Annotated in this window: 15 protein-coding genes and 1 pseudogene; 8 read left to right on the top strand and 8 right to left on the bottom strand. The window is 61.5% G+C overall.

The genetic code is table 11. The features are described 5' to 3' along the window. Positions 1-112 precede the first annotated feature (112 nt). The 3 genes and pseudogenes from JFU48_RS24850 to JFU48_RS24840 all read right to left on the bottom strand — a co-directional run. Positions 113-451 (bottom strand): annotated as a pseudogene (locus tag JFU48_RS24850) (TetR/AcrR family transcriptional regulator); the annotation flags it as partial. 151 nt (positions 452-602) lie between these two features. Next, on the bottom strand, positions 603-1,721 hold the full coding sequence (locus tag JFU48_RS24845; RefSeq protein WP_103484939.1) for a DmpA family aminopeptidase: 1,119 nt from the start codon (positions 1,719-1,721) through the stop codon (positions 603-605). Between the two features lie 173 nt (positions 1,722-1,894). Then, positions 1,895-3,010, bottom strand: coding sequence for a polyamine ABC transporter substrate-binding protein (locus tag JFU48_RS24840; RefSeq protein ID WP_003223916.1), 1,116 nt, complete (start codon positions 3,008-3,010; stop codon positions 1,895-1,897). Between the two features lie 111 nt (positions 3,011-3,121). On the opposite strand from JFU48_RS24840, the gene JFU48_RS24835 reads away from it, so the two are divergent. Further along, positions 3,122-3,901, top strand: coding sequence for a LuxR C-terminal-related transcriptional regulator (locus JFU48_RS24835; protein ID WP_201137982.1), 780 nt, complete (start codon positions 3,122-3,124; stop codon positions 3,899-3,901). Positions 3,902-4,025: 124 nt separating this feature from the next. Here JFU48_RS24835 and JFU48_RS24830 read toward each other — a convergent pair whose 3' ends face one another. Further along, positions 4,026-4,967, bottom strand: a complete 942-nt coding sequence (locus JFU48_RS24830; protein WP_201137981.1) for a class I SAM-dependent methyltransferase — start codon at positions 4,965-4,967, stop codon at positions 4,026-4,028. A gap of 199 nt (positions 4,968-5,166) precedes the next feature. Between JFU48_RS24830 and JFU48_RS24825 the strand changes: the two genes are divergently transcribed. Next, positions 5,167-5,580 (top strand): response regulator, encoded by a 414-nt coding sequence (locus JFU48_RS24825; protein WP_003223923.1) that lies wholly within the window; start codon positions 5,167-5,169, stop codon positions 5,578-5,580. Between the two features lie 78 nt (positions 5,581-5,658). Then, positions 5,659-6,327 (top strand): HAD-IA family hydrolase, encoded by a 669-nt coding sequence (locus JFU48_RS24820; protein WP_201137980.1) that lies wholly within the window; start codon positions 5,659-5,661, stop codon positions 6,325-6,327. 144 nt (positions 6,328-6,471) lie between these two features. On the opposite strand, the gene JFU48_RS24815 is transcribed toward JFU48_RS24820, so the two are convergent. Both JFU48_RS24815 and JFU48_RS24810 read right to left on the bottom strand, forming a co-directional pair. Further along, positions 6,472-7,131, bottom strand: coding sequence for a methyltransferase family protein (locus JFU48_RS24815; protein ID WP_201137979.1), 660 nt, complete (start codon positions 7,129-7,131; stop codon positions 6,472-6,474). Between the two features lie 221 nt (positions 7,132-7,352). Next, positions 7,353-8,315, bottom strand: coding sequence for a LysR substrate-binding domain-containing protein (locus JFU48_RS24810; protein WP_201137978.1), 963 nt, complete (start codon positions 8,313-8,315; stop codon positions 7,353-7,355). 113 nt (positions 8,316-8,428) lie between these two features. Between JFU48_RS24810 and JFU48_RS24805 the strand changes: the two genes are divergently transcribed. Genes JFU48_RS24805 through JFU48_RS24795 form a run of 3 tightly spaced genes read left to right on the top strand, consistent with a single transcriptional unit; the run spans position 8,429 to position 10,686 of the window. Further along, entirely contained in the window at positions 8,429-9,451 is a 1,023-nt protein-coding gene (locus JFU48_RS24805) for an aldo/keto reductase (RefSeq protein ID WP_103520265.1), read from the top strand. Next, positions 9,448-10,245 (top strand): SDR family NAD(P)-dependent oxidoreductase, encoded by a 798-nt coding sequence (locus tag JFU48_RS24800; protein ID WP_103484697.1) that lies wholly within the window; start codon positions 9,448-9,450, stop codon positions 10,243-10,245. Before JFU48_RS24805 ends, JFU48_RS24800 begins: the two co-directional genes overlap by 4 nt. 30 nt (positions 10,246-10,275) lie before the next feature. After that, a complete protein-coding gene (locus JFU48_RS24795; RefSeq protein WP_103520255.1) occupies positions 10,276-10,686 on the top strand; it encodes an SRPBCC family protein in 411 nt (136 codons plus the stop codon). 239 nt (positions 10,687-10,925) lie between these two features. Here JFU48_RS24795 and JFU48_RS24790 read toward each other — a convergent pair whose 3' ends face one another. Together JFU48_RS24790 and JFU48_RS24785 are read right to left on the bottom strand one after the other, a co-directional pair. Next, positions 10,926-12,320, bottom strand: coding sequence for a sensor histidine kinase (locus JFU48_RS24790; protein WP_103484695.1), 1,395 nt, complete (start codon positions 12,318-12,320; stop codon positions 10,926-10,928). After that, positions 12,298-12,981 (bottom strand): response regulator transcription factor, encoded by a 684-nt coding sequence (locus tag JFU48_RS24785; RefSeq protein ID WP_003223938.1) that lies wholly within the window; start codon positions 12,979-12,981, stop codon positions 12,298-12,300. The genes JFU48_RS24790 and JFU48_RS24785 overlap by 23 nt, the downstream gene beginning before the upstream one ends. Positions 12,982-13,287: 306 nt before the next feature. Here JFU48_RS24785 and JFU48_RS24780 point away from each other — a divergent pair, with 306 nt between their 5' ends. Beyond that, a complete protein-coding gene (locus JFU48_RS24780; protein WP_003223942.1) occupies positions 13,288-14,229 on the top strand; it encodes a hypothetical protein in 942 nt (313 codons plus the stop codon). Positions 14,230-14,466: 237 nt separating this feature from the next. After that, on the top strand, positions 14,467-15,006 hold the full coding sequence (locus tag JFU48_RS24775; protein ID WP_201137977.1) for a hypothetical protein: 540 nt from the start codon (positions 14,467-14,469) through the stop codon (positions 15,004-15,006). Positions 15,007-15,137 lie beyond the last annotated feature (131 nt).

The raw sequence follows: 15,137 nt of genomic DNA, 5'->3' as shown, positions 1-15,137 counted from the left end.
GCATGAACAAGGAGACGGGCTTGATTGGGGGTTCAGAACACCCGTTCCCTACGCAGGCGCTCAGGAGTGAAGCACCTGCGTACCCTCATCATGGGAACGTGCCGGCTTTGACTCAAGTACCGCTAGTCGCACGGGCGGCGGCCCGTTCCACCATCGCAATGATGGTGGCGAACAATTCGTCCTTCGCTTGCTCGGCACTGATTTCAGCGCTCGCGGCAGCATTCGACAGGGCTTCGGCGGCACCGAGCATGGCGCGCAAACCGGCCTGAGTGATTTCGCCGCCAGCGGCAAGCGGTTGTAGCACGCTACGACATTTTTCGAGGAAGATCGCCTCGTAATCGCGTTTGATTTTCTCCAGCTCCGGCGTGCTGCCCAGCGCGGCAATCACCCCCGGGATCTCATTGCCCTGCAATAACACGCAATCGACGTACGCCGTGGCGATCACTGTCGCGCCAGGAGCATCTGCAGACGGCACGGCACATCGGCGCCCAGATGTTCACCTGAGCCGCACCTCCTGTAGGAGCTGCCGAAGGCTGCGATCTTTTGATCTTGTTTTTAGAAAATCAAAAGATCGCAGCGTGCCGCAGCTCCTTCAGGTGTTGTCAGCGTGATCCGGGCCAGCCGGCTCTGGCGAGGGCAGCGAGCAGCGTTTCCTTATCGAGCCCCGGCACCGCATGTCCGTTGCCCTCGGTGCTCTCGCTGGCGAGCAGAGCATTGATGATCGCTTCTTCGACCGCCTCGGTAGCCGCGAGGAACAGTTCGCTGATGTGGTCGTTGTTGACCATGCGCAAGCCGTCGCAGGTTGGCGCGCCTTTGCCCTCGTAAGCGGCGGGTGGCACCTGCTCGTTGCCGGTGGCAAAGGCAATGAAAATGTCGCCGCTGTGGTCTTCGTTACCGCCGCCGCTGCGCGCCAGACCGAGGCTGGCGCGTTGCGCGAGACGCGTGCATTGATGCGGCAGCAGCGGTGCGTCGGTGGCCAGGCAGACCACGATCGAACCCATGCCAGGATGCGGCAGCGAAGCACGCAGGAACGGCGAATCCACCTGCTCCATGTAGCGGCCCACCGGATAACCGTCGACCCGCAACTCGCTGCGAATGCCGTGGTTGGCCTGCACGATCGCGCCCACCGTCCAGCCGCCCTGAGCGCTGCTCAACCGGCGTGAGGCGCTGCCGATGCCGCCCTTGAATTCATGGCAGATCATGCCGCTGCCGCCGCCGACGGCGCCTTCTTCGACGGCGCCGTCATGCGCTGAATCCAGCGCCTCGGCAACATGCTCGGGCTTCACGTGAAAACCATTGATGTCATTGAGCAGACCATCGAAGGTCTCCAGCACCACCGGCATGTTCCAGTAAAGGCGTCCGTCGTCCGGCTGTTGCTGGCGATCCAGCGCAATCAACGCATCGCGCACCACGCCGAGGCTGTGGGTGTTAGTGAAGGCGATGGGACTGGTCAGCAGCCCGGCCTCGCGAATCCACTCAAGACCGGTGGCATCACCATTGCCATTGAGCACATGTACCCCGGCGAAGCACGGCTGCTGGTTGGTCGAACCGCGGCGCGGCTCGATCACTGTGACGCCGGTGCAGATGTCCCGCCCGGCCGCGCTGCGGCCACGCACGTTGCTGTGGCCGACGCGTACGCCGGGGACGTCGGTGATGGCGTTGAGTGGGCCGGGTTGCAGTTGGCCGATACGGATGTTGAGGTCACGGGCACGGGGTTTCATGGATTGTCTCTCTATAAAAAGGCAGAAATGAATGAGCGGGGCTGAACACAAAACCCTGTGGGAGCGTGGCTTGCCCGCGAAGGCGTCCGTCCAGCCAATGCATGTGTCGCCTGACACACCGTCATCGCGGGCAAGCCACGCTCCCACAGGTTTTGTGTGGTTTGCAGATGGGTTTACTGGCCGTTCTTGACCTTGCTCCACACCCGCGTGCGCACGCGCTCGGTGGCTTTGGGCAGCGGTTCCAGGGTGTACAAGGTGGCCATCGCCGCCGCCGACGGATACACCGCCGGGTTATCCCGCGTGGCTTCGGCCACCAGTGGCGTCGCGGCGCGGTTGCCGTTGGGGTACGACAGGTGATCACTGACCGGCGCGATCACTTCCGGGCGCAGCAGGTAGTCGATGAACGCCAGACCCTGAGCGCGGTTCGGCGCGTCCTTGAGCAGCACCAGCGTGTCGAACCACACCGGCGCGCCTTCCTTGGGCAGGCTGTAGGCGATCTTCACGCCGTTGTGCGCTTGCTCGGCGTTGGTCTTGGCTTCGAGCATCGCCCCGGACCAGCCCACCGCCACACAAATGTTGCCGTTGGACAGGTCACTGATGAATTTCGACGAGTTGAAGTAGGCGATATGCGGGCGCAATTTGAGCAGCAGCGCTTCGGCTTTCTGGTAGTCCTCGGGGTTGGTACTGTTGGGCGGCAGCCCGAGGTAGTGCAGGGCCACCGGGAGCATTTCCGATGGCGAGTCGAGCATCGCCACCCCGCACTGGCCGAGCTTGGCGAGGTTCTCTTCCTTGAACACCAGATCCCACGAATCCAGCGGCGCCTTGTCGCCGAGTGCGGCGCGCACTTTGTCGACGTTGTAGCCGATACCGTTGGTGCCCCATAGATACGGCACGGCGTATTGATTGCCGGGGTCGTTGTTGGCCAGTTTGCTCAGCAGATCGCTGTCCAGATTCTTCCAGCCCGGCAGTTGATCGCGCGGCAGCGGAGCGAGGGCGCCGGCCTTGATCAGCGTCGGCAGGCTGAAGTTGCTCGCCACCACCACGTCATAACCGCTGCGGCTGGTCAGCAGTTTGCCTTCGAGTACTTCGGCGCTGTCGAAGGTGTCGTAAACCGGCTGAATACCGCTGTCGCGTTTGAAGTCAGCCAGGGTCGTGGGGCCGATGTAGTCGTACCAGTTGTAGACGTGCACGCTCGGCGCGTCGGCAGCATTGGCGGCGCAGATGCCGCCGATACAGGCGAGCAGGCCTAGGTTTATGCCCAAGTTGATATAGCCACGACGACAACGCATGATGCGGCACTCCTGGCCTGCGGCAGGCCGGTGATGATCGGGAGTGCTCAGGCTATCGGGCCGGGCACGCCTGACCCATTCCCATCATGGGTTACTCATAAGGGGTAGTGCGTGGACGCGTTGTTGCAGGAGTTGCCGGTGCATCAAAGTCTGGCGCGGGTGTTTGCCGCCGTCGGGCAAGACGCTTTCTGGCGGGCGCTGGTCGACACGCTGCGGTTGCTGGTGCCGCTGGACAACGCGCTGGTGGCGCTGATGAAGGCGGGTCAGGCACCGCGATTGCTGATTGACTTCGACAGCAAGGGCCGCGCCGACGAGCAGGAAGAACTGGCCAGTTACAGCGCCGGGATGTACCTGCTCGATCCGTTTTACCAAACCGCCTCGACCGGCATCGCCGACGGCTTGCACAGCCTGGCCTCGGTGGCGCCGGACCAGTTTCTGCACAGCGAGTATTACCAGAGCTACTTTCGCTCGGTGGTCGGTGAGGACGAGTTGCAGTTCATGATCAACATCGAGGGCGGCGTGCTTGGCCTGTCACTCGGACGCTCGACGGCTTTCGATCTGGCGGAGCAGGGCCGTCTGCTGTGTGTGCGTGACTGGGTGCTGGCGGCGATGCGCCGACACGTGCAGCTGTTGCCGCCGCAAGGGACGGGCGCCGAGCCGGTGGCGGGAGATCTGGCAACGCTGCTCGATCGCTTCGATGCGCGCCTGACCGCCCGTGAAGTCGACACTGCGCGGCTGATTCTGCAGGGCTTCTCCAGCAAGGCCATCGCCCAGCAGATGGGCATATCGCCGGAGACGGTGAAGGTGCATCGGCGCAATCTTTATCACAAGCTCAATGTGAACGGGCATGGCGAGTTGTTTGCGCTGGTGCTCCGTCCACATACCTCCTGAATCACCACAAATCCCCCCTGTAGGAGCGAGCCTGCTCGCGATAGCGGTGTGTCAGTTGATGAAAATGTTGACTGATCCACCGCTATCGCGAGCAGGCTCACTCCTACAGGGGATTTGCGCTGTGTCAGTCGAGGCGTTTGAAGACCAGGGCTTTGAGCCCGCTCTGCGGATCAATATCCGGAAACTCCGGCGGATTCTCCAGCCGCTGCTCAAAGCGCAGACTCGGCGCTTCCTGGGTCACGCCATCGATCAAAAAGTCCGAACCAAACGACGGATCATTCATGCACGCCAGCACCGTGCCGTCCGTCGTGAGCAATTCCGGCAAACGGCGCAGCACGCGCTGGTAGTCCTTGGTCAGCAGAAAACTGCCTTTCTGGAACGACGGCGGATCGATGATCACCAGGTCGTACGGGCCGCTGTTGATCACTTTGCCCCACGACTTGAACAGGTCGTGGCCGAGGAAACTCACCTTGCTCAGGTCATGCCCGTTCAACCGGTGATTGTCGCGACCACGGCTCAGCGCGGCGCGGGACATGTCGAGGTTGACCACATGGCTGGCGCCGCCTTCGATGGCCGCCACGGAAAACCCACAGGTGTAGGCGAACAGGTTCAGTACGCGCTTGCCAGCCGCCTGCTCACGCACCCAGTTGCGCCCGTAGCGCATGTCGAGAAACAGCCCGGCGTTCTGCTTGCGACCCAGATCGACGCGGTACTGCAAGCCGCCCTCGACGATGCTCATCTCGTCGATTTCATCCCCCAGCAACCATTCGGCGGTGCTTTGCGGCAAATACCGATGTTGCACCAGCAGGGTGTGGGCGCCGGACTGTTGCCATTCGGTCGAGGTGCTGAGGTCGAGCAGCAATTGCTTGAGCGCTTCGAGCTGTTCCGGCGCGGGCTCCTTGAACAGCGAGACCAGCACCACGCCTTGCAGCCAGTCCACCGTCACCTGCTCCAGCCCCGGCCAGCAGCGCCCGCGCCCATGGAACAGGCGACGGGTTTCGCTCGGTGCGGCCGCCAGTGCAGGCAGCAGATGGGCGCGGAGGGTGGCGAGGGCTTCAGGGTTCATCAGTCACGGTCGGCAAGCAAAAGGGCCGGCATTTTAACCACAAAAACCGCCTGGCGGACGCCCGTCGCCAACGGCGGATAACGCCTGTTAAGAAAAGACCTGTATCAAAAATGAATTTATGCAGGGCGCGCCGCTCATACCAGATAAGCAGCGGAAACAAGCCGCTAAATCGTTAATGCAATTCAGGGAGTGCCAGTTCATGAGTCCAACACCGACGGCGAGCGCGCACCTTCCTGACGGGTTGATTCTGGTGGTTGAGGATGACCCGTTGATTCTGGAGTTTCTCTGCGAAATTCTTCAGGAGGAAGGTTTCAAGGTCGAGCCGCAAACCAGCGCGGATGCAGCCAAGCTGTATCTGGAAAAGCACGCGCCCGAAGTGGCGCTGCTGCTCACCGATATCACCATGCCCGGTGAAATCAACGGGGCGGGGCTGGCCAATCTGGTCGGCGAGCGCTGGCCGGACAAACCGGTAATGGTCATGTCCGGTTATGAAACCCCCGAGACTTCCGGGGTCAAGCATCCGGTGGCGTTCATCAAAAAGCCCTGGGCCATCGGCCAGTTGCTCGACTGCGTCGACAGCGCGTTCAAGTCCAAGGCGCCGCGTCTGCATTGAAGCGGCGGGTCGAATCGCCGGGCAAAAATGCTACATTGCCCGGCCAATCCGCCCAGTCTTGTCAAAGGATGCGATCTTTTGTCTGCTCACGATAACGTCTTCGATCGCGCGTTCGGCGCGTTCCTGTTCGACATGGACGGCACCGTCCTCAATTCCATCGCTGCTGCCGAGCGAGTCTGGGCAGCGTGGGCTGAGCGCCACGGGGTTGATGTCGAGACTTTCCTGCCGACCATTCACGGTGCCCGCGCCATCGATACCGTCCGCCGGCTGAACCTGCCGGGTGTCGACGCCGAGGCGCAAGCCGCGTTCATCGCCCAGGCAGAAATCGATGATGTCGACGGCATTGTGCCGATTCCCGGAGCAGTGGCGTTTCTCGATGCCTTGCCAAGGGAGCGCTGGGCGATGGTGACTTCGGCACCCCGGGATCTGGCGTTGCGGCGAATGGCGGCGGCGGGGATTCCCGAGCCTGCGGTGATGATCACGGCTGAGGATGTGACGGCCGGCAAGCCGGATCCGGCCGGTTATCGTCTGGCAGCGAAACGCCTCGGGCTTGAGCCCGCTGATTGCCTGGTTTTCGAAGACGCCACCGTCGGTATTCAGGCCGCTGAAGCTGCCGGGGCGGCATTGATGATCGTCACCACGACGCACCAGCATCCGCTCGAAACCCGCCACGCGACCCTCGACAGTTATGAGCCGCTGAGCATCGCTGTCGACAGCGACGGTCAATTACACCTGCAAATAACCTGACACAACACAGTCCACCCTGTGGGAGCGGGCTTGCTCGCGAAAGCGCTCGGTCAGTTGCAAGTGATGTCGACTGATCCTGCGCCTTTGCGAGCAAGCCCGCTCCCACACTGGATCGATGTCGCAGCCAGCCTGTTGGCGATAGCGTCAGTAAACCCCCGGCAACAACCGCCAGCTACGCGCGCAGTAAGCCTCATACTCAGCGCCAAACTGCCCGCGCAGCAGCGCCTCTTCCGAGTGGATGCGGGCGATCAGCGGGATCAACGTCAGCGCCGCCAGAATCAACCCGACGCTGGAGCGAAACGCCAGCGCCCAACCCACGGCGTTGACCACCAGACCCAGATAGCTTGGATTGCGCAGGCGCGTGTAAATGCCGTCAGTGACCAACCGATGCCCCGGCTGAATCGCCACCAACCCGCTGAACCGCCGCCCCAGCACAAACACCGGCCACAGCCGCAGCGCACCACCGACGATAAACAGTAACGCGCCGAGCCAGCGCACGCCTTCAGCGCCGAAGGTCCAGAAGTCGATGCGGTCGCAGTACGCCGGGAGAAATCCGCTGACCAGCCCAATCACCCCGAACGCTGGAATCACCCAACGATTGGCCCGATCCTCGCGCTCGCCAGAACTCATATTCACAGAGGTAAACAGTGACGCCACCACCATCACCACCGTGGCCAGCGCCACCAGCACCAGCGCCCCATGCGAAAAGAACACCGCCGGCCCGCCAATGCCCCACACCGCAAGGCCCAGGTAGGCGAGGGTGGCCAGCACCGCAACCACGGTCATTTGCACAGACATCTTCATGGGCACCTCACGTCGATAGCTGATCACCTGAGTGTAGATCGCCACCGACTCCCCGCAGGCCTTCGCCTGCTCGCGATGGCGTCAGGTCAGCTGACATCAATGTTGAATGTACCGACCCCTTCGTGAGCAAGCCCACTCCCACCCTGGATCGCGGCCAGCCGAAAATCCCTGATCCACCGGCAATCCCCGGTGGGAGCGGGCTTGCTCGCGAATGCGGACTGTCAGCCGACAGTGATGCTGGATCTGCCAACGCTATCGCCCGCAGGCTGGCTGCCACAGGGGAGTGTGTGTGGGTCGTAGGGGACCGGGTCGGTCAGGACCTTGCGAAAGGTCTCCACCAACGGTCGCAGGTTGATCCGGTGCCACGCCGCCCACAGCGGTGTGGTGAATACCAGCCATGGCACTTCCCGCAGTATTACGCCGGGCGGGGCGTTGTGGCTCAGGCCTTTCTGGATCATCGCGATCCCCAGCCCGGACGCCACCAGTCCCAGCGCGGTGAACGGCTCGGTAGCCTGCATGCGCACATCCGGCGTGAACCCGGCGCGGATGCAGGCACTCACAAACTCATTGTTCGCGCCCTGACGCGATTGCACGCCGATCCATTCCTGATCGGCCAGATCTTCCGGGCGCAGCGCGGTGTGTCGGGCCAGCGGATGTTGTTCCGGCAAAGCCAGCAGCATCGGATCGTCGAGCACCTGAAAACCCAGCAGATCCGGATCGTCGTCGCTCGGCGGCTCGCTCACCAAGGCGATATCGAGGCTCCGCTGACGCAGGCCTTCAAGTTGTTCGGTGGAACTCAGGTTGTACAACGCGACATGCACATTCGGCCGATCGACCCGCAACACCCGCAGGGCATTGGGCAGCACCCCGGCGTGCATGGCGTTCTCGCTATAGCCGATGCACAACCCGCCTTCTTCGCCCCGGCCCAGGCGTTTGCCAAGGGACTCCAGGCGACTGGCGTGGGTCAGCAGGGCGCGGGTCTCGGCGAGAAAGGTCTGGCCATCGCGGGTCAGACGGATGCGCTGCTGGCTGCGCTCGAACAGGGTCAGGCCCAGGCGTTCTTCGAGCTGGGCAATCTGTCGGCTCAGCGGCGACTGGGAAATATGCAGCCGTTCGGCAGCGCGGCCGACGTGTTCTTCTTCGGCGACGGCAACGAAGTAGCGCAACTGGCGGATGTCGATCATGTCAGACCTATAGGGACTCAAGTGCTGCGCATTATGTCTTGGACGGTCTCGGTGTCGCAATCTACGATCTGCTCAACGGTCACACCGACCCAGACACCTGTGAGGACAATTCAATGAGCTTGAAAGACAAACTGCCCGGCCAGCTCGGCTTCGGCACCGCACCGCTGGGCAACATGTTCCGCGCCATCCCGGAAGACGAAGCGCAAGCCACCGTGCATGCCGCGTGGGATGCCGGCGTGCGCTACTTCGACACCGCGCCGTTCTACGGCTCGGGCCTGTCGGAAATCCGCCTGGGTGAGGCGCTTAAACAGTACCGGCGCGATGACTATGTGCTCAGCACCAAGGTCGGCCGAGTGATTCTCGATGAAGTGGAAGATGCAGCCGCTCGCGATCTGGGCGAAAAAAGCGGCGTGTTCGAACACGGTCGCCCGAACAGGATCGTCAACGACTACAGCGCTGACGCCACGCTGCGCTCGATCGAAGACAGCCTCAAGCGCCTGCAGACCGATCGCCTCGACATCGTCTGGGTCCATGACATCGCCCAGGACTTCTATGGCGATCAATGGCTGGAATACTTCAATCAGGCCCGCACCGGCGCGTTCAAAGTGCTGACCCGACTGCGCGAAGAAGGCGTGATCAAGGGCTGGGGCCTGGGTGTGAACAAGGTCGAGCCGTGCGAACTGACGCTCGACCTGACGGAAGCGCAACCCGATGGCTTCCTGCTTGCCGGGCGCTACACCTTGCTCGATCACGAACGTGCGCTACAACGTCTGATGGATTCGGCACGGGCGCAGAACGTCGAGATCGTGGTCGGCGGCCCTTACAGCTCGGGGATCCTGGCCGGCGGCGCGCACTTCGAATACCAGAAGGCCAGCCCGCAGGTCATCGCCAAAGTCGAGCAGATCAAACGTATCGCCGCTACTTTTAACGTCGATGTAAAAGCGGCAGCCCTGCAGTTCTCGCTGGCCAATCCCGCCGTTGCTGCGGTGATTCCGGGTGCGAGCAAACCGGGGCGCATTGCTGAAGATGTCGCGGCATTGTCGGCGCTGATTCCCGCCGGTTTCTGGCAGGCCATGCGTGACGCAAAACTGGTGTCCGAACGTGCACCGTTGCCAATCGATGAGGTGAAAGCATGAAAATAGATCTGAGTGGAAAACTGGCGATCGTCAGCGGCAGCACCGCCGGTATAGGTCTGGGCATCAGTCAGTCGCTGGCCGAAGCCGGCGCCACGGTGGTGGTGATCGGGCGCGAAACGGCCAAGGTCGATCAGGCGCTGGCGAGCATCCGGCAGAAGGTACCGGGTGCGCAACTGCGCGGTCTGACGGCCGATCTGGGTACTGCCGAGGGCGCGGAAAAATTGTTCGCCGCCGAACCTCGTGCGGACATCCTGGTGAACAACCTCGGGATCTTCGACGCGGTGGATTTCTTCGACACGCCGGACAGCGAGTGGACGCGCTTCTACGAGGTCAACGTGATTTCCGGCGTGCGCCTGTCGCGGCATTACGTGCCGGCAATGGTCGAGCAGGGCTGGGGCCGGGTGATCTTCCTGTCTTCGGAATCCGGCGTGGCGACTCCGGCCGACATGCTCAACTATGGCGTGACCAAAAGCGCCAATCTCGCGGTGTCCCATGGCCTGGCCAAACGTCTGGCTGGCACGGGCGTGACGGTCAATGCGATCCTGCCGGGGCCGACCTTCACCGATGGCCTGGAAAACATGCTCAAGGACGCCGCTGCCGAGTCCGGTCGCAGCCTGCGCGATGAGGCCGACGCCTTTGTGCGCAAGGCGCGTCCGACTTCGATCATCCAGCGCGTGGCCGATGTCGCAGAAGTCGCGCATCTGGTCACTTACATCGCTTCGCCGCTGTCCTCGGCCACCACGGGCGCGGCCCTGCGGGTCGATGGCGGCGTCGTCGACAGCATGGCGATCTGAACCCGAACTCTTCTGGAGAAACCTTTATTTATGGCAACTGCATCAGCAACGATCGACATCCCGGCCTCGGCCGATCAGGTCTGGCAATTGATTGGCGGCTTCAACACGCTGCCAGACTGGCTGCCGTTCATTCCCAAGAGTGAGCTGAGTGAAGGCGGACGTGTGCGCACCCTGCAAACCGCTGATGGCGGCGTGGTGATCGAGCGTCTGCAAGCGTTCGATAACGGCGCGAAGACCTACAGCTATTCGATCGAACAGGCGCCGTTTCCGGCGACTGATTACCTGGCGACGATCAAGGTCGAAGCCCAGGGGCAGGGCGCCCGGGTAACGTGGTCGGGACGCTTCAACGCCAAGGGTGTGAGCGAGGAAGAAGTGGTGGCGCTGTTCAACGGCATCTATCAGGGTGGCCTTGAGGCGCTGCGGGCCAATTACCCGGCCTGATCTGACAAAGATCTGAATGTGGGAGCGGGCTTGCTCGCGAATGCGCAGGGTCATCCAATAACGATGTCGACTGACCCGACGCCTTCGCGAGCAAGCCCGCTCCCACAGAGGGATTGTGTTCTGGCAGCGAATTGTAGGAGTGAGCCTGCTCGCGATAGCGGTGAGTCATACAACAAATATGTTGGCTGATTCACCGGCATCGCGAGCAGGCTCACTCCTACATTGCATCGCGGTGATTCTCAGGATTGCGAAATCAGACTCTGTCGACAATCCAGCACCAGCTTCGCGCCCCCCAGCTCACTGCTGCCGACCTCAAGACTGAAGCCATGCAGGCTGACAATCGCCGCCACAATCGACAAACCAAGGCCAAAACCACTCTGCGGTTGCCCACCCTCGGCCCGATAGAAACGCTGAAACACCGCCTCACGCTCGGCCTCGGGGATCCCCGGTCCGGAATCGTGGACCTCGATTCGCGTATGCCCGCCATCATTCACGCCACGCAAAATCACCGTGCCGCCCGCCGGGGTGAACTTGATCGAGTTGCTCAGCAGATTCGCCAGCGCCTCGAACAGCAACGCCCGGTCGCCGTTCAACGGCGGCAGGGTTTCCGGCATGTTCAGTACGAACAGCAGTTCGCCTTCCTCGGCCAGTGGCAGGTAGAACTCATGCAGTTCTTCGAGCAGTTGCACCGGATCGAGCTCGACAAATCCTGAGCGCCGTTGACGGTCTTCCAGCTCGGAAATCCGCAGCAATCCGCGAAACCGCGCCATCAACGTATCCGCCTCGGCCAGCACCAGATCCAGTTGCGCCGCCTCCTGTGAACCTTCACCGGCCTGTTGCTGCATCCGATACAACTGCGCGCGCAAACGCGTCAGCGGGGTGCGCAAGTCGTGGGCGATGTTGTCGCACACGCCTTTGACTTCATGCATCAGCCGCTCGATGCGATCGAGCATGGCGTTGACGATGGCGGCGAGCATGTCCAGTTCGTCGCGGCGATTGGACAGCGGCAAGCGGTGAGTCAGGTCGCCGGCCACAATCGCCTGGGCGCTGTCCTGAATCGCCCGAATCCGCCGCATCGGACGACGGCGCAGCAGATGCCAACCGGCAATCCCCGGCAGGATCGTCAGCGACACACCCCAGAACAACGCGTGCAGAATGATCCGCGTCACGGCGAACAACGAACCGTTATCGCGCAACAACACCAGCCAGCGACCGTCGCGGGTCTGGGTTGCCACCGCGTCGCAGCTGTCGGCGGGCAGGGTCGGGTCGTCGGAATCGGCGCAGTCATCCAGGGTGTGGATCTTGCCGTCCAGCGGCAGGCCTTCGGGCAACTGTTGCAAGGCACCGCCGAGGTACACGCCCTGGGCGTCGAACAGACCGTAGGCGTCGATGCCGCGGATGTCGAAGGTCATGCTCGCGGCGAGCGCTTCTTCCAGCTGCTCACCGCGAAAGTGCGAAAACAGATGCTGACGTTGCATCAGCGAATGTTTGGCGAGGTTGTCGAGGTAGCCGGAAACCTCGAAATACATGACCCCCATGAGGATCGCGCTCCATGCCACGAACAGCGAACTGTACAGCGCCAGCAAGCGGCTGCTGGAGGAACGCCAGCCGTCAGACGGGTTCGGCAATGACATAACCCGAGCCCCGTACCGTGCGAATCAGCGGGACATTGCCGGCCGCGTCGATCTTCTTGCGCAGACGACCGATGTGTACGTCGATCAGGTTGGTGCCCGGGTCGAAGTGGTAACCCCAGACTTCTTCGAAAATCATCATCCGCGACAGGATCTGGCCGCTGTTGCGCATGAGGAATTCCAGCAGCTTGTACTCGGTCGGCAGCAGCGTCAGCACCTGCTCGGCGCGGCGCGCTTCGTGGCTGATCAAGTCCAGTTCGAGGTCGGCGACCTGCAATGTGGTGGCCTGAGTGGCGACGCTGTTCTGGCGGCGCAGCAGCACCTCTACGCGCGCGGCCATCTCGTCGGTGGCGAACGGTTTGGTCAGGTAGTCATCGCCGCCAGCGCGCAAGCCGCGTACACGTTCATCGACATCGGAGAGCGCGCTGATCATCAGAATCGGCGTGGCCACGCCCATGGTCCGCAGCGTGGTAACGATGGCCAGGCCATCGAGTTCCGGCAGCATGCGGTCGAGGGTGATCAGGTCGTAGTTGCCGCTGACGGCACGGTCCAGGCCTTCGCGGCCGTTGTCGACCCAATCCACTTCCAGGCCGTGGCTGCTGAGTTCGGCAACGATTTCACGGGCAGTCACGGCGTCGTCTTCGATGGTCAAAATACGAGTCATAGAGCAGGCCTTGATCGGTTCAAACGGAATGGCAGCATTTTGCCAGGTATTTTCCGGCGCGCTTTAAATTAACTTTCATGTATAGCCTGTCACAAACGCAAATCCGGACGTCTGCGCGATTTGGCAGCAATGCAGAAAACCCGCCGAATTGCCTGGATTGTTGCAAATTGCATGGTCTTAGGAAGTTCATTCTTTTTAACTGATTGAAACCTAACGATTTATTTAAAGTTGGCAAATGGCACGGTCGCTGCAATTCCTCCGATGACGAGTTGTAACACCATTTTTCATGCCTGGAGCACTACAACAATGAATAGATCCTCTGATGGGTTTTATCCTGCCTTCGAAGGAGAGTCGAGCAACGTGTCAGGCGTGTCCTGGGGCGCGATTTTCGCGGGCGCAGCGGCGGCCGCAGCACTGTCGATGATTTTGGTGCTGCTTGGTTTCGGTTTGGGATTCTCTGCCGTTTCACCTTGGGCCGGAGAGGGCGTCAGCGCCAAGAGCCTGGGGATTTCCACGATTGTCTGGCTGGCGGCGACGCAAATCATTGCCTCGGGTCTCGGTGGTTACATCGCCGGTCGCTTGCGCGTGAAGTGGGCCAACATGCACGGTGATGAAGTGTATTTCCGTGATACCGCCCATGGCTTCCTCTCCTGGTGTGTTGCCACATTGGTTACTGCAGTGCTGGTGATCGGCTCGGTCAGCAGTGTGATCAGCGGTGGCGTTCAGGCCGGTGCCAGTGTCGCCGGTGGCGCAGCTAGCGCGATGACTCAGGCTGCCGGTACCGCAGCGGCCAACACCGACAGCAATCAGTACGGGTATTTCATCGACAGCCTGTTCCGCGATGATCGTCCGGCGTCCGTCAGCGATGACGCCGCCCATGGCGCTGTGGCCCGGATCTTCGTGCAGAGCCTGTCCAATGGTCAGCTCAGCCCTGAAGACCGCACCTACCTCGCACAACTGGTTGCGCAACGGACCAACCTGAGTCAGGCCGACGCCGAGAAACGTGTCGATGACGTGTATGCCCGTACTCAGAAAGCCATCGCCGATGCCAAGGTCAAGGCTCAGCAAGCTGCCGATACCGCCGCCAAAGTCGCTGCCTGGACTTCGCTGTGGACATTCATTGCGCTGTTGGCCGGTGCGTTCTTCGCCAGCCTCGCCGCCACTTACGGCGGTCGTCGTCGGGATGCGGTGGAGTACGTCGAAGTCGAGACCTACACCGCTACTACCACACTGCCTCCAGTTCGTTAAACAAGGAGAATCACCATGCGCTCTCTACTACTGTTTTTCCTCGGTGTGCCGATCCCGATCATCATCCTGATCGCCCTGTTCGTACACTGATCCAGATGCTCTATTGAGGTTCATGCCTCGGCCGCTTTCACTTCACGGTGAAAGCGGCTTTTTGCTTTCCGGGGTTCAACAAGGCGAGAATTGGCGGCTGGAGCGCAACGCTCCATCCCTGGATCTCTCTACTTAAGGAAAAGCACATTGGACAAGAAGGAATTCAAACGTCAGGCAATGCAGATGCTGGAGGCCGGGCGCTCGAAAACCGAGACCTTCAAGGCGTTGTCTGGTGGCGCGGTCAAGGACAAGGTGCTGGCCTACTGGATCGGCTCACGCCCGGATCCGCAATTGCTCGAGCGGCATGCCGGCAAAATCAAAATACTGCTCGGGCTGATCTACGCGCAGGCGTTGTTCGGGCTGGTGGGCGGCTATTTTCTGGGACTGACGATCAGCGCCGGTTTTGCAATCGTCCTCGGATTGCTCGCCGGGGGGATTTCGCTATTGTTCGCCTGGGGTTTTTATCGCAACTCGGCGCAGACCTACACCGTGTACACGTTGCTGTCGATCAGCCAGGTGCCACGGATGTTCAAGGATTACGCCGAAGACCCGGTGTCGGTGATCATCGGCGTGGTGACGACGCTGGCCATGGTGTTTTTCGTGGCCTGGGTGAAAAACCTGCTGTTTCCCGACCTCGGTTTCATGGGGTCGAAGAAGATCAAGGGCCAGTTTGTCTTCTCCAACTGAATCGTTGAACAATCCGACCACTTTCACTGGCCTGGATCAATATTTGCGCCGGCAACTTCGCCTAACGTAAATGATCCAGGCCTTTGCTGAGGTATGAACTACAGTGCTTCACGCGCACTTTGCTGCGCTGA

Origin of the sequence: Pseudomonas sp. TH49 (genome assembly GCF_016650625.1) — a bacterium.
GTDB classification, from domain to species: Bacteria; Pseudomonadota; Gammaproteobacteria; order Pseudomonadales; family Pseudomonadaceae; genus Aquipseudomonas; species Aquipseudomonas fluorescens_H.
The sequence above is the reverse complement of the archived record's forward strand: the minus strand, read 5'-3'. Positions and strand labels throughout refer to the sequence as shown.

Bases quoted from the DNA above. Each gene is read 5' to 3' on its own strand.
- JFU48_RS24845 (WP_103484939.1), bottom strand. From the start codon at position 1,721: ATGAAACCCCGTGCCCGTGACCTCAACATCCGTATCGGCCAACTGCAA.
- JFU48_RS24840 (WP_003223916.1), bottom strand. From the start codon at position 3,010: ATGCGTTGTCGTCGTGGCTATATCAACTTGGGCATAAACCTAGGCCTG.
- JFU48_RS24830 (WP_201137981.1), bottom strand. From the start codon at position 4,967: ATGAACCCTGAAGCCCTCGCCACCCTCCGCGCCCATCTGCTGCCTGCA.
- JFU48_RS24825 (WP_003223923.1), top strand. From the start codon at position 5,167: ATGAGTCCAACACCGACGGCGAGCGCGCACCTTCCTGACGGGTTGATT.
- JFU48_RS24815 (WP_201137979.1), bottom strand. From the start codon at position 7,131: ATGAAGATGTCTGTGCAAATGACCGTGGTTGCGGTGCTGGCCACCCTC.
- JFU48_RS24810 (WP_201137978.1), bottom strand. From the start codon at position 8,315: ATGATCGACATCCGCCAGTTGCGCTACTTCGTTGCCGTCGCCGAAGAA.
- JFU48_RS24805 (WP_103520265.1), top strand. From the start codon at position 8,429: ATGAGCTTGAAAGACAAACTGCCCGGCCAGCTCGGCTTCGGCACCGCA.
- JFU48_RS24800 (WP_103484697.1), top strand. From the start codon at position 9,448: ATGAAAATAGATCTGAGTGGAAAACTGGCGATCGTCAGCGGCAGCACC.
- JFU48_RS24795 (WP_103520255.1), top strand. From the start codon at position 10,276: ATGGCAACTGCATCAGCAACGATCGACATCCCGGCCTCGGCCGATCAG.
- JFU48_RS24790 (WP_103484695.1), bottom strand. From the start codon at position 12,320: ATGTCATTGCCGAACCCGTCTGACGGCTGGCGTTCCTCCAGCAGCCGC.
- JFU48_RS24785 (WP_003223938.1), bottom strand. From the start codon at position 12,981: ATGACTCGTATTTTGACCATCGAAGACGACGCCGTGACTGCCCGTGAA.
- JFU48_RS24780 (WP_003223942.1), top strand. From the start codon at position 13,288: ATGAATAGATCCTCTGATGGGTTTTATCCTGCCTTCGAAGGAGAGTCG.